This window comes from Nocardiopsis codii, from assembly GCF_036327455.1.
Taxonomy (GTDB): Bacteria; Actinomycetota; Actinomycetes; order Streptosporangiales; family Streptosporangiaceae; genus Nocardiopsis; species Nocardiopsis codii.
On sequence record NZ_JAUZMY010000053.1, the window covers coordinates 20825 to 32326 of the forward strand.

Sequence of the window (11502 nt, forward strand, 5' to 3'; positions counted from 1 at the left end):
GCCGGCCGCTCCCGCGGCCCCGCCGGTCTCCTCCGTCAGGTCACCGTGCCGTTCGGCCGGTGCGCCCGCCGGTCAGCAGGCCTGTTCCCAGGAGCACTCCAGCTCACCGCTGCCCTGCACCGGGGCTCGCAGCGGGCTGACACCCTCCGGCGCCTGGTGGCCCGTGTACTCGGCCAGCCGGACCGCGATCGCGTCCTGGACGGCCAGCGGCGCCGGCCCGGAGTGGCCGTTGTTGACGATGCTGAACACCAGTTCGCCGTTCGGACCGGGGACGTACCCGGACAGGGCGCTGACGCCGCTCATCGTGCCGGTCTTGGCCTCGACCACGCCCTCGGCCGCGGTGCCGCGCATCCGGTTGGCGAGGGTGCCGCCGACGAACGGGTCGCTCTCGCCCGCCACCGGCAGCGACGCGGACCAGGGCTCCTCCCAGGAGGCTCCGCCCGTCCGCCCGAGCAGGTCGACGACGGTGTCCGCCGTGACCAGGCTGCCCCGGGAGAGGCCCGAGCCGTCGTTGAGGACCAGGTTCGAGGTGTCCACTCCCAGACCGGAGAGCGCGTCCTCCACCCCGGCGAGCCCGGCGTCCCAGGTGCCCGCGCCGGAGGTCTCCTGCCCGATGCTCTTCACCAGCATCTCGCCGTGCGCGTTGTTGCTGAACTTCATGAAGGGGACGAGGATCTCGGAGAGCCCGGCCGACGTGTGGTCGGCGAGCACCTCGGGCGCCTCCCAGTCGGCGGGGACCCCGCCCAGGCCGACGTCGCCCTTCACGGTGACGCCGTTGTTCTCCAGCGCCTCCTCGAAGAGGTGTCCGGCGAGCGCGGCAGGCTCGTCGACCGTCCGCAGCGCGGTCACGCGCGCCGCGTCCGCGGGGAGCGAGCCGGTGACCGTGATGGTGTTGGTGCCCACCGGACGGTCGATGACCAGGCTGTTGGCGCTGCCCGGAGCACCGGTGACCGCCTGGTTGTCGAGGTCGGCGTAGCCCTCGGCCGCGCCGAGGTCGACGACGGCGGGCTCGCCCTCCGCCGCGGGGGTCACCGCGACCTCGGTCACGCCGGTGTCGAAGCGCTCCCCGTGGGCGACCGTCAGGGCGGAGATCTGGGCCGAGTAGGCGTACGGCTCGTCCTCGGGCCACCAGTCGTCCACGAGCCGCTCGGAGTCGAACCACGTGTCGTCGGCGTACAGGTCGCCCTTGACCGTGCGGACCCCGGAGGCCGCCACCTCGGCGGCCATGGCGTCCAGGTCCTCGGCGGACAGCGTCGGGTCGCCCCGGCCCACCAGGTAGAGGTCCTGGACCTCTCCTCGGCGCCCGGGCGCGTCCTCGGCCGCCACCTCGGTGCCGAAGGCGTGGTCGGCGCCCAGGACCTCCAGGGCGGCGGCCGCGGTGAACAGTTTCATGTTGGACGCGGGCAGCAGCTGCTCCCCGCCGTCGCGCGAGTACAGTTCCTCGCCGGTCGCGGGGTCCACGACGACAACCCCGGAGACCGCGCCCTCCAGGGCCGGGTCCTCCAGGATGGCGTCGATGTCGTCGCGCAGGTCGGCCACGCGGGCGTCGGCGGTGTCGGCGAGCGCGGGGGACGCCCCCAGGGGCGTCATCGGGAGCAGGGGGATGGTGACGAGGGCGGCTGCGGCCGTCCACGCGCCGCCGCGCCCTCCGGCACGGCGGGGGCGCAGGGGGTCACGGAGGGTGTCTGGTCTCATGGGTCTCCTCGATGAGGGCAGAAGCAAGGCACCTTAGCCCAGGAGCACCCGCCGATCCACTCTCCCGCGCGCGGATCGCCCGGCGTGGCAGGGCTTCCCTCAGCGTCGGCCGTCCCCGGGAAACGCGGACGGGCCGGTCAGGGGCCGGAGCCCGGCAGCGGCGCGCGGTCACGGAGGAACACGGACCGGCGCGACCGCCCGGGAGCGGACAGGCGTACCAGGACCGCCGCGCCGGCCTCCCGGGGGCCGGGGACGGTCGGGGTCCGCCCCTCGGGGCGCACGGGTCGGGTCCGGCCCCGGATCCGCCGTTCCAGGGGGCCTACGCGTCGGGGTCGCTCAGCCAGGCGCCGATGCCGGAGAAGGCGCCGTCCCCGTAGTCGGCCACGACGTCGTCGGCCAGGTCCGCGATGGTGACGGCCCCCAGCGCCGCCCTTCGCGCCGACTCCGCGGCGGCCATCGCCCGTGCGATGGCACAGGGCTTGACGCAGGACCCGGCCGGCATCGCGAGCGGGCCGCGCCGGCGGATCTCCGTGCACACGAACGCCGCGCCGGGCCCCTCGACCGCGTCGACGACCTCGAGCACCGTGATCATCGCGGGGGAGCGGGTGAGGACGTACCCGCCGGACTTGCCCTGCACCGACTGCACGAGTCCGGCGCGCGCGAGGGCCTGGAGCTGTTTGGCCAGGTAGGTGGGCGAGACGTCGTGCAGGCGCGCGAGCCGCGCGGCCGGTACCGGCTCCTGGGCCGAGGTGAGGACCACGCAGCAGTGCAGCGCCCACTCGACCCCGCCGGACATCTTCATCCCTGCACCCTACCCGCGCCGGAAACAACCCGGACAGGTGGTGTCCGTGTATTATCCCGGACAAGACGTGTCCGAGTATTGGCGCGGAACGCGGCGGAGCCGTGGGGCGCGTCCCCGTAGCACCTCATCGAGAGAAGGGCCTGCCATGCAGATCGCAGTCATCGGTGGAACCGGGCTGATCGGTTCACGGGTCGTGGAGGACCTGAACGCGGCCGGGCACCGGGCGGTGCCGCACTCCCTGTCCTCCGGCGTCGACGTCATCACGGGCGAGGGCCTGGAGGAGGCCGTCGCGGGCGCCGACGTCGTCGTCAACCTGACGAACTCCCCCACCTTCGACGAGGCCTCGTACGCCTTCTTCCGCACGTCGATGGAGAACCTCCTCGCGGCGGGCGTGCGGGGCGGGGCGAGGCACTTCGTCGTCCTCTCCATCGTCGGGGTCGACCAGGTCCCCGCCCTGGACTACTACCGGGCGAAGGTGCTCCAGGAGGAGATCCTCCAGGCCGGCCCCCTCCCGTACTCCATCGTCCGCGCCACGCAGTTCATGGAGTTCGTCGACTCGGTCCTGTCCTGGACCTCCGACGACGGCACCGTCCGCCTGCCGAGCACACCGCTCCGGCCGATCGCCGCCGCGGACGTCTCGGCCGTCGTCGCCGAGGTCGCCGCCGGTACGCCCCTGAACGGCGTCCTGGAGATCGCGGGCCCCGACGTGTACCCCCTCGACGAACTCGGCCGCATCACCCTGGCCGCCAGGGGCGACGGGCGCTCCGTCACCACCGATGACACCGCGGGCATGTTCGCGGCCGTCGAGGGGGACGTCCTCGTCCCCGGGGAGGGCGCGCGCATCGCCGCCACCCGCTACACCGACTGGCTCGCCTGACCCCTCCGCCGTCGGCCGCGGAGGGGCCGACGCCTCCCGGGGAACGCCGACGGGCCGGCGCCGGGGTTCCCGCCCCGGCGCCGGCCCGTCGTTCCTGAACGGCTCAGATCAGTTCGACCACCTGGGAGTAGTGGCAGGCGTCCCGGTGCCCGGTCCCCCGGTCCAGCAGGTCCGGGGGCTCCTCCACGCACCTGACGCGCTCGGCCTCCGAGAGGTCGTTCGCGAACTTCGGGCACCGTGTACGGAACCGGCAGCCGGACGGGGGGTCGGCCGGGCTGGGGACGTCGCCGGTGACGACGATCCGCTCCCGGGTCCTCTCCTTGACCGGGTCCGGCAGCGGGATGGCCGAGATCAGCGCCTGCGTGTACGGGTGCGCCGGAGCGCTGAACAGCTGGTCGGTCGTGCCCGTCTCCACGATCTTGCCGAGGTACATCACGGCGACCCGGTCGGCGATGTGCCTGACCACCGACAGGTCGTGCGAGACGAACAGGTACGACAGGCCCAGCTCGTCCTGGAGGTCCTCCAGCAGGTTGATCACGCCCGCCTGGATCGACACGTCCAGTGCCGACACCGGCTCGTCCAGGATGAGCACCTTGGGGTTGAGCGCCAGGGCGCGGGCGATGCCGATGCGCTGGCGCTGGCCGCCCGAGAACTCGTGCGGGTAGCGCGAGCCGTGCTCGGGGTTGAGGCCCACCAGCTCCAGGAGCTCCTTCACCCGGGTCCTCGCGCCCTTGGCCCTGCCGTGGATCTGCAGCGGCTCGGCGACGGTGTCCGAGACCGTCATGCGCGGGTCGAGGGAGGCGAACGGGTCCTGGAAGACCAGCTGGAGGTCGCGGCGCAGCGGCCGCATCTGGGCGTCCGACAGGTCGTGCAGCGGCTGCCCCATGTACCGGACGTCGCCCGACGTCTGGCGGATCAGCTGGAGCAGCAGGCGCGCGGTCGTGGACTTGCCGCAGCCGGACTCGCCGACGAGCGCGAGGGTCTCGTGCTCGCGCAGCTCCAGGGAGATCCCCGAGACCGCCTGGACCTCGCCGACCTTGCGCCGGAGGATGCCCTTGGAACGGATCGGGAAGTGCTTGACCAGGTCGGTGGCGCTCAGCAGGACCTCGGCCCGTGCCCCGTCCCTCCCCGCGCCGTCCTCGTTCTCCGTCCCCGGGGCCTTCTGCGCGGAACCCCCCTCGACGGGGGCGCCCCCCAGTTCGGCCTCCAGGACCTCGGCCGGCGCCTCCGCGTCCACGGAGGTGGGCCGGAAGAGGTCGTCCGGGCGGACTCCGGCCAGACGTTCGCTGAAGTGGCAGGCCGACCGGTGCCGGCGCAGCGGATCGTCCTCCGTGGCACCCTCACCGGACGCCTCGGCGTCGGCGGGTTCCGCGAGCTCGGGCTGCTCCGCGTGGCAGATGTCCTGCGCCATCGGGCAGCGCGGCGCGAACGCGCACCCCCGGGGGAGGTTGAGCAGTGACGGCGGCGTCCCCAGGATGGGGGTGAGCCGCTCGTGCCGCCCCCCGTCCAGACGGGGCATGGACCCGAGGAGCCCCAGGGCGTAGGGCATGCGCGGGCGGTAGAAGACGTCCTCCACCGTGCCCGTCTCCACCAGGCGGCCCGCGTACATGACCGCCACCCGGTCGACGTGCCCGGCCACCACGCCGAGGTCGTGGGTGATCAGCACGAGGGCGGCCCCGGTCTCCCGGCGGGCCGCCTCCAGCGCCTCCAGCACCTGGGCCTGGACCGTCACGTCCAGGGCCGTGGTGGGTTCGTCGGCGATGATGACGTCGGGGTCGTTGGCCATCGCGATGGCGATCACCACCCGCTGGCGCATACCGCCGGACAGCTCGTGCGGGTACTGGTCGACCCGGCGCTCGGGGTTGGGGATGCCCACCTTGTCGAGGAGGTCGACGGCGCGCTCCCGCGCCTGCTTCTTGGTCACGTCCCGGTGGGTGAGCACGGCCTCGGCGATCTGGTAGCCGACCGTGTACACCGGGTTCAGCGAGGTGAGGGGGTCCTGGAAGATCATCGCGATCTTCTCACCGCGGATCTTGCTGATCGCGGCGTCGCCGAGCCCGATGACCTCCTCGCCGAGGACCCTGGCGGACCCCGTCACCTTGGCGGTCCTGGGCAGCAGGCCCATGATCGCCATCGAGGTCACCGACTTGCCCGAGCCCGACTCGCCGACGATGCCCAGCGCCTCGCCTCGGCGGACCTGGTAGGTGACGCCGCGCACGGCGTTCAGGGGTCCGTCCTCGGACGAGAAGGTGACGCTGAGGTCCTGGACGTCCAGGACGACGTCGCTCGCGGCGGTCGGGGTGTGGCCGTCGCTCATGTGTTCGGTCGTGGTCATCGCCGCACCATCGTCTGTCGTGGGTCGAGTGCGTCCCGGAGTCCGTCACCGATGAAGTTGATCGTCAGGCAGATCATGACGATCAGGACGCCGGGCGGATAGAACAGCCAGGGCCGGGTGAAGGCCGCGGTCCTGGAACCCTCCACCATCTTCCCGAGGGAGATGTCCGGCGGTTGGATGCCGAACCCGATGAAGGAGAGCGCGGCCTCCGTGAGGACCGCCACCGCCACCAGCAGCGTGGCGGCCACGATGATCGGTCCGGCCGCGTTGGGCAGCAGGTGGCGGAAGATGATCCGCGAGGCCCTGGCCCCCACCGCCCTGGCCGCCTCGATGAACTCCTGTTCGCGCAGGGAGAGCACCACGCCGCGGACCACGCGGGCGATGGTGGCCCAGGAGAACAGGCACATGATCAGCGCCACCACGTACCAGGTGGTCCCGCCCCGGACGTTGCCGTTGATCGCGGCCACGGCGACGATGAGCGGCACGATGAGGAACACGTCGACGACGCGCATCATGATCGCGTCGACCCGTCCGCGGTAGTAGCCCGCCACCGCGCCCCAGACCGAGCCGATCACGGTCGACAGGACCGCGACGGTGAGGGCGACCTTCAGCGACTGCTGGGTGCCGCGCATCGTCTGCGCGAACACGTCGTTGCCCTGGTTGGTGGTGCCGAAGGGGTGTTGGAGGCTCGGCCCCTGGTTGCCGAGGATGTCCCGGCTGACGGTGTGGTCCCAGGGCCACACGAAGGGGCCGACGAAGGCGAAGGCCGTGATCAGGCCCAGGACGACCAGGCTGACCATCGCCGCCCGGTGCCTGCGGAACCGGCGCCAGACCATCTGGACCTGGCTCAGTTCCTCGCCCCGGTTGACGTCCCCTCCGGCGGGCAGCCCGACGGGGCCCTTGCCGCTCGCCGTACGGCTGTCGGTGTCACTCATAGCGGATCCTCGGGTCGAGAACGCCGTACAGGATGTCGGCGATGAGGTTGGCGACGACGACGAGGGTGCCGCTGAGCATCAGCCAGGACATGAGCGCGAACGCGTCCTGCGCCCTGACCGCCTCGATGAAGAAGTACCCGAGACCGCGCCACTGGAAGATGGTCTCGGTGATCACCACGCCCTCGATGATGCCCACGAAGCCGATGGTCGCGACGGTGACCAGGGGGATCAGTGCGGTGCGCAGCGCGTGCCGGCGGACGACCACGCTGTTGCGCACGCCCTTGGACCTGGCGAGGCGCACGTAGTCGCTGTTGAGCACCTCCAGCATCGACGTCCGCTGGTACCGGCTCCACGCCGCGTAGCTGGTCAGCATCAGGGTGATGGTGGGGAGCACGAGGTGACCGGCGGAGTCGAGGAAGTACTCCCAGTTGGTCATGTTTCCCACCCGGGCCGAGTTCGCCCCGATGGTGAAGAAGAACGAGGTGCCCGTGGCCTGGTTGAAGACCAGGCCGCCCTCGCGGATCAGCGCGCCCAGCCAGAACGTCGGCATGGCGAGGGCGAGGAAGCCGATGAAGGTGAGGGTGTAGTCGAGCTTGGAGTACTGGCGCATCGCGCTGATGACGCCGGCGATGATCGCGAGGCCGAGGGCGAAGACGAGGGCGGCCGAGACCAGTCGGAGGGTGACGGCGATGCCGGAGGCGAGCTGCTCGCCGATGTCGAAGGCGCCGCCTCGGACCGAGGGTCCGAACTCGCCCTGCAGCAGGCCGATGTCCCCGTTGCCGCCGATCCCCGTCATCCAGAGCCAGTACCGTTCCGGGGTCGACCGGTCCAGGTAGTAGCGGGCCTCCGCGGCGGCGATGGCCTCCTCGCTGGGCGGTGGCTGCGCGAGGCGCATGTCCGCCAGCGGGTCGCCGCTGAGGTCGACCATGAGGAACACGAGAACCGACGCCGCCAGGAGTACTGGGATCGCCACGGCGAGGCGACGCGCGGTGTATACGAGCATGGGTAGGTCCTTCGGTGAGCGCTCCCGGAACGGGGAGGCGGCCCCGGCCGCCGCGGGGGGGCGGCGGGCGGGGCCCGAACCTGGCGGTGACCGCCGCCGGGACTCGCGTCCCGGCGGCGGTCACCGGCCCAGGGGCCTCTCCCCGTCGTTCAGCACGGAGCGATGCGGGCCGGGAGGTGCGCTAGTTGACCGCGGTCCACTCGTGCTGGTTCCACTGGGCTCGGCGCGACTGGGCGTTGTTGTCCGAGACGTTGCCGAGGTAGTTGGTGTCGTAGAAGTAGAACGCCGGGGTGTCCACGAAGGGCAGGACGTAGGCCTCCTCGGCGACCAGGGCGGCGGCCTCGTTGGCGAACTCGGCGGCCTCGGCGGGGGTGGCGACGTTCTGCGCGCTCTGCACGAGCTCGTCGACCTCGGCGTTGTCCAGCTTGCCGTGGTTGCTCAGGCTCTCGCTGTGCCAGTAGTTGTAGGGGGTGCTGGCGAAGGCCGGGGTGGTGCTCCACCCGTAGATCATCAGGTCGAAGTCCTGCTCGGCGAGGGTGCCGCCCAGGTCGTCGGTGGTCTCGATGTTCGCCGTGACGCCGATCTCGGCCAGGTCGGCCTGGATCAGCTCGGCGATGATCTCGCGGGCGACGTGCCCGGCGGTGTAGCGCAGGCGCAGCGCGGGAACCGCCTCGCCGTCGAGCTCGAGGGTGTCGCCGTTGAGCTCGTAGCCGGCCTCCTCGAGGCCCTCCAGGGCGGCCGCGGTGTCACCGCTGCCCTGCCCGGTCGGGGTGATGACGTCCTCGTGGAACTCGCTCGTCGAGGAGAAGAGGTGGTTGGTGCGCGGCTCGACCTCGGGGTACTTCTCGCCGTAGGTGCGGGTCGCGATGTTCTGGACGTCGATGGCGGCGAAGATGCCCTGGCGCAGCGCCTGGTCGGACAGCGCCTCGTTGTCGAGGTTGAGGTCGAGGTGCTCCCAGCTGCCGCCGGACTCGATGCCGAACTCGACGTCGGGTGCGTCCTCGAGCTGCGTGATGACGTCGTCGGACCAGGAGGCCGGGGAGCCGCCCTGGACCTCGCCGTTGGTCAGCGCGGGGACCCAGCTGCCCTCCTCGGTGTTGACCTCGAGGATGATCTCCTCGATCTCCGGGAGGTCGCCGTAGTACTCCTCGTTGACGGTCTTGACGATCCGCCCGTCGAGCGCGGGGGTGCCCTCGAAGATGTACTGGCCGCCGGAGACCGTGACCGGGTTCTCGTTGAACCAGTGGGAGGACTCCAGCATGCCCTCGGGGGTGTCCAGGTCGAAGCCCTCGGCCTCGGCGAGGTGCGAGGGGTACAGGCCGTCCTGGGCGAAGGTGAACCACTCGGGGAACTGCGTCCCCTCCGCGATGGTCACCGTGACGGTCTTGCCGTCGTCGGAGCCCTCGACGCTGTCGATCAGGAGGTCGACGTCGGAGCCGCGGGAGTTGCAGATCTCGGCGCAGAGGTCCTCGTTGCCGCTGTTCATCTTCCAGGCCCAGATGAAGTCGTCGGCGTCGATGGGCTCGCCGTCGCTCCAGTTGGCGTCCGGGTTGATCTCGTACTCCCAGACCATGGGGTCTTCGCTGATGAGCTCGGGAGTGTTGACGATGAGGTCGGTGTTCCACTCCCACTCGCCCTCGGGGTTGTAGAACCCCGTCACGGGCAGCACGCCGTGGACCATCTGGATGACGTAGACCGAACCGCCCTCGGGGGCGTTGTGGTTCCACCCGCCGCCGGCCTGGTTGACGATCCAGGTGACGGAGCTGCCGTCACCGCCACCACCGCTGTCCTCCGGCGGTGAGCAGGCGCCCAGCACCAGGGCAGCCGAGACGCCGACGGCGGCGGCGGCCAGCAATTTCCTACGATTCTCCATCAGTCACACCCTTGATCACTAATACAAGCCCGGACGCGCGGGTTAGTGCGGTTCACACACAGCCATCCGAGCTTAGGCGATTAGTCGATCAGAAGACCATTGAGCGAAATGTCTGTATAGCCCCACTGCCGGATTCGTGACCCATCCGCAACCGGTTCGCGCCCATCGTCCTTGAGCGTCGACACAAACCCTCAATGTTCCGGTAACACTTCTCGTCCTCGCAGGTCAGGAAGAGATCCCCGAAACAGACACCGTCATCCAGATTCGGACAAGCCAGAAATGAATTGCAGGACATTCGACAGCGTCAACGTCGTTTACCGCGAAGTAAACGACGTTTGACTACGGCTCGCTCGTGCACGATTACCGAGAGGGAATCGGACACTGGACACGAAAATCCTCACAAGGGGTGAAAGTCTCAGTTTTCCTCCCCCTCGAACGCCGAGGAACGAGAGCGACTCCTGCCTCACAGAGATTCATAGGATGATCTGATGTTAATCAGATAAAAGCACCAAAGATCTTGAATTACACCAAAGCACTCATACCCCATACCGAATCCCTCGCCCAGACTGTCCGAAACCACCGTTCGCATGCCTGAGGAGCCGATAGGGTCGGAAACGGCGACCGCCGTCATCCCACCGCAGCACCCAGCGAGAGAGGCATCTGCCGTGTCCGAAACAGTCCGCATGGTCTGCCCCGTAGGCCGTAAGCACGTGGAGCTGTGGGCTGGTTACGCTCTGGTGGTACTCGGCGTCGTGGTGGTCGCGATCGACCCCGGGCACTGGGCCCACATCACCCTCGGGGTGCTCCTCGCGCTCATGGGCGCCGCACTGGCCGCGCACGGCCACATGATCCAGGCCCCCGTCCTGGAGATCTCCGACGGCGAGTTCCGCTACCAGCGCGGCCGGTACATCGTGCGCGTCCCCTTCCACGACATCGGCTCCTACTACGTCCTGCCGGGCCGCATCCGGTCCCTGGGCCTGTGCGACTCCACCGGGCGGCCCAAGCGCTTCCCCTCGATCCAGAGCCGCCGCGCCTCGCGCACGTACCTGCCGCTCACCGGGATGACCAGCCCCGCCAAGGTCGAGTCGTTCATGGCGGTGGCGGGGATCCCGCCGCGCAAGCGCTCGCTGACCTCCTGAGGGCCGCGGAGCCTCCCCCGGGCGGACGACTCCGGACACAGCAGACAATTACGCACCACACGCCCCACAGACATACCGTCGCAAGCGCGTGTCCTCTACGCTCGATGGCGTGAAGCAGTCCAGAATCACCGCCATCCTGACCGTAGCGGGGATGCTCGCGGCCATGTGGGTCCTCGAGCTCCTCGACAGCCTCGTCCTCCGAGGCGCGCTCGACCAGGGATTCGGCCTACGCGCCTGGAACCTCGACCAGCCCTGGACCGTGCTGACCGCGCCCTTCATGCACGGCAACCTCGAACACCTCATCGGCAACTCGCTGCCGTTCCTCGTCCTGGGCTGCCTCGTGGCGTTCAGCGGCCTGGGCCGGTTCCTGCTCACCACGCTGATCATCATCGTCGTCAGCGGGGTCGGGGTCTGGCTGTTCAGCTCGCCGTTCTCCATCACCGTCGGCGCCAGCGGCCTGGTGTTCGGCTACTTCGGCTACACGGTCCTGCGCGGCATCATCGAGCGCAAGACCATCGACATCGTCATCATGATCTGCGTGATCATCTTCTACGGGACGATGATCTGGGGTGTCCTCCCCCAGTACCCCGGCGTCTCCTGGCAGGCCCACCTCTTCGGCTTCCTCGGCGGCCTGCTCGCGGCGTACCTGCTGCCCAAGCGGGAGAGGGCCCGGCAGCTCAACCAGGGGTACGGGGGCGCCCAGGGCGGCTACTACGCCCCCTGAGCCCCCGCACAGCACGAACGGGCTGCCCCCTCGCGGGGAGCAGCCCGTTCACGTTTCCTGCCGCGGGCGCGGGGCGCGGGTCCGCGCGCCCCCCCCCCGCGGGGGCGGGGGGGCTAGAA

General features: G+C 70.3%; 9 protein-coding genes. 3 read left to right on the forward strand and 6 right to left on the reverse strand.

Features of this window, described 5'->3' with window-relative positions:
- Nucleotides 1-72: 72 nt before the first annotated feature.
- Nucleotides 73-1695 carry a D-alanyl-D-alanine carboxypeptidase/D-alanyl-D-alanine endopeptidase gene (gene dacB / locus Q8791_RS30400; RefSeq protein ID WP_407942085.1) on the reverse strand — a complete coding sequence of 541 codons (1623 nt, stop codon included), beginning with the start codon at nt 1693-1695 and terminating at the stop codon, nt 73-75.
- 319 nt (nt 1696-2014) lie between these two features.
- On the reverse strand, nt 2015-2497 hold the full coding sequence (locus Q8791_RS30405; protein ID WP_330095296.1) for an RrF2 family transcriptional regulator: 483 nt from the start codon (nt 2495-2497) through the stop codon (nt 2015-2017).
- 145 nt (nt 2498-2642) lie between these two features.
- On the opposite strand from Q8791_RS30405, the gene Q8791_RS30410 reads away from it, so the two are divergent.
- Nucleotides 2643-3374 carry an SDR family oxidoreductase gene (locus Q8791_RS30410; RefSeq protein WP_330095297.1) on the forward strand — a complete coding sequence of 244 codons (732 nt, stop codon included), beginning with the start codon at nt 2643-2645 and terminating at the stop codon, nt 3372-3374.
- Nucleotides 3375-3477: 103 nt separating this feature from the next.
- On the opposite strand, the gene Q8791_RS30415 is transcribed toward Q8791_RS30410, so the two are convergent.
- From Q8791_RS30415 to Q8791_RS30430, 4 genes are all read right to left on the reverse strand, one after another.
- Nucleotides 3478-5709, reverse strand: a complete 2232-nt coding sequence (locus Q8791_RS30415; RefSeq protein ID WP_330095298.1) for an ABC transporter ATP-binding protein — start codon at nt 5707-5709, stop codon at nt 3478-3480.
- On the reverse strand, nt 5706-6545 hold the full coding sequence (locus Q8791_RS30420) for an ABC transporter permease (protein ID WP_330095304.1): 840 nt from the start codon (nt 6543-6545) through the stop codon (nt 5706-5708). The genes Q8791_RS30415 and Q8791_RS30420 overlap by 4 nt, the downstream gene beginning before the upstream one ends.
- A gap of 91 nt (nt 6546-6636) precedes the next feature.
- Nucleotides 6637-7647: an ABC transporter permease gene (locus tag Q8791_RS30425; protein ID WP_330095299.1), complete on the reverse strand. Its 1011-nt coding sequence runs from the start codon at nt 7645-7647 to the stop codon at nt 6637-6639.
- 181 nt (nt 7648-7828) lie between these two features.
- Nucleotides 7829-9520 carry an ABC transporter family substrate-binding protein gene (locus Q8791_RS30430; RefSeq protein WP_330095300.1) on the reverse strand — a complete coding sequence of 564 codons (1692 nt, stop codon included), beginning with the start codon at nt 9518-9520 and terminating at the stop codon, nt 7829-7831.
- 665 nt (nt 9521-10185) lie between these two features.
- Here Q8791_RS30430 and Q8791_RS30435 point away from each other — a divergent pair.
- Together Q8791_RS30435 and Q8791_RS30440 are read left to right on the forward strand one after the other, a co-directional pair.
- Nucleotides 10186-10659 carry a hypothetical protein gene (locus Q8791_RS30435; RefSeq protein ID WP_330095301.1) on the forward strand — a complete coding sequence of 158 codons (474 nt, stop codon included), beginning with the start codon at nt 10186-10188 and terminating at the stop codon, nt 10657-10659.
- Nucleotides 10660-10768: 109 nt separating this feature from the next.
- Complete coding sequence (locus tag Q8791_RS30440; RefSeq protein ID WP_330095302.1) at nt 10769-11383, forward strand: rhomboid family intramembrane serine protease; 615 nt, start codon at nt 10769-10771, stop codon at nt 11381-11383.
- The last annotated feature ends 119 nt before the right edge of the window (nt 11384-11502 follow it).

Excerpts from the sequence above, each read along its gene's own strand:
- dacB (WP_407942085.1), bottom strand. The coding sequence starts at position 1,695 with ATGAGACCAGACACCCTCCGTGACCCCCTGCGCCCCCGCCGTGCCGGA.
- Q8791_RS30405 (WP_330095296.1), bottom strand. The coding sequence starts at position 2,497 with ATGAAGATGTCCGGCGGGGTCGAGTGGGCGCTGCACTGCTGCGTGGTC.
- Q8791_RS30410 (WP_330095297.1), top strand. The coding sequence starts at position 2,643 with ATGCAGATCGCAGTCATCGGTGGAACCGGGCTGATCGGTTCACGGGTC.
- Q8791_RS30415 (WP_330095298.1), bottom strand. The coding sequence starts at position 5,709 with ATGACCACGACCGAACACATGAGCGACGGCCACACCCCGACCGCCGCG.
- Q8791_RS30420 (WP_330095304.1), bottom strand. The coding sequence starts at position 6,545 with ATGGTCTGGCGCCGGTTCCGCAGGCACCGGGCGGCGATGGTCAGCCTG.
- Q8791_RS30425 (WP_330095299.1), bottom strand. The coding sequence starts at position 7,647 with ATGCTCGTATACACCGCGCGTCGCCTCGCCGTGGCGATCCCAGTACTC.
- Q8791_RS30430 (WP_330095300.1), bottom strand. The coding sequence starts at position 9,520 with ATGGAGAATCGTAGGAAATTGCTGGCCGCCGCCGCCGTCGGCGTCTCG.